The sequence below is a fragment of the Vibrio sp. 10N.222.48.A3 genome (assembly GCF_041475345.1).
GTDB classification, from domain to species: Bacteria; Pseudomonadota; Gammaproteobacteria; order Enterobacterales; family Vibrionaceae; genus Vibrio; species Vibrio tasmaniensis_A.
The window spans coordinates 1-1057 of sequence record NZ_JBFRVX010000506.1 but is presented as its reverse complement, the minus strand read 5'-3'; the positions used below and the strand labels follow the sequence as shown (position 1 = coordinate 1057).

Below are 1057 nucleotides of genomic sequence, written 5' to 3'. Positions count from 1 at the left end.
GTTTCATGCATTGCAGCAAAGAGATGTTGGTTTTCTATATTTTTCTTATCTTCACTAAAAGCAAGCAACAAAGCTTTATGACACAACTGGTTAATCAACCTTGGGATCCCCAAAGAAGAGCGCCAGATCGCTTTTTTATGGCTCAGGCTAAAGGGAGCATATTTGCCACCAGATTTAGCGATCCGGTTATCAATGTAAGCCACTGTTTCATCGAGAGTCAGTGGCCTCAGTGTCGAACTAAATGTGATTCTTTGACGAAATTGCCTTAGATGATAAGCCTCTAATCGAGCATCCAATTCCGGCTGCCCTAATAGAACAATTTGCAGCAGCTTTTTATCTTCAGTTTCTAAGTTACCAAACAACCTTAAGGTCTCTAGAGCTTCATCTGACAAAGCCTGAGCCTCATCAAGAATCGCAACCACTCGTAAGCCTGAGTTATGCAATTCAATAAGTTTATGTTGAATGTTATCCACTAAGGTGGCTTCATTATCGGTAATCAAACCAAGCTCTTTAGCCACGGCTTGTCGTAAGTCAGCCCCAGATAGCACTGGGTTAGGCAGGTAGATTAAAGCAGTACAATCATTGAGATGATTGACCAACATTCGGCACACCATGGTTTTGCCTGTGCCGACCTCCCCTGTAACCTTAACTACCCCCTCGCCCATTTCTAACGCCGAAATGACCGTTTGAATTGCCTCAAAATGAGGTGCTAAACCATAAAAAAAATCGGTATTCGGCGTTAAGGTAAATGGTAACTGTTCAAAATCAAAATGAACTTGATACATAAGACGACCTAGCTTAGTAATTCACTACCAATCTGCATTGATAAAGTGAGTGGTTACTATTCATCAGGGAACCATTCTTGTAAAAGATCTCGAGAACGCTCCATTTCTGATTGCCAAGTATTTACACCTACAACCGTTGGCTTTAATAGAATAACAAGTTCAGTTTTTTGAGTTAGTTGACTGGTATTACGGAACAAATGACCGAGTGCCGGGATATCACCAAGAAATGGAACTTTTGAAGTCATGTCACTGGTGTTTGATTTCATCAATCC

General features: G+C 41.1%; 1 protein-coding gene and 1 pseudogene. Both read right to left on the bottom strand.

Annotation, left to right across the window (positions count from 1 at the left end):
- A partial coding sequence (locus tag AB4653_RS14860; protein WP_372104586.1) for an ExeA family protein occupies positions 1-785 on the bottom strand: 785 nt, incomplete at its 3' end.
- A gap of 56 nt (positions 786-841) precedes the next feature.
- Positions 842-1057: pseudogene (locus AB4653_RS14855) on the bottom strand (pilus (MSHA type) biogenesis protein MshL); the annotation flags it as partial.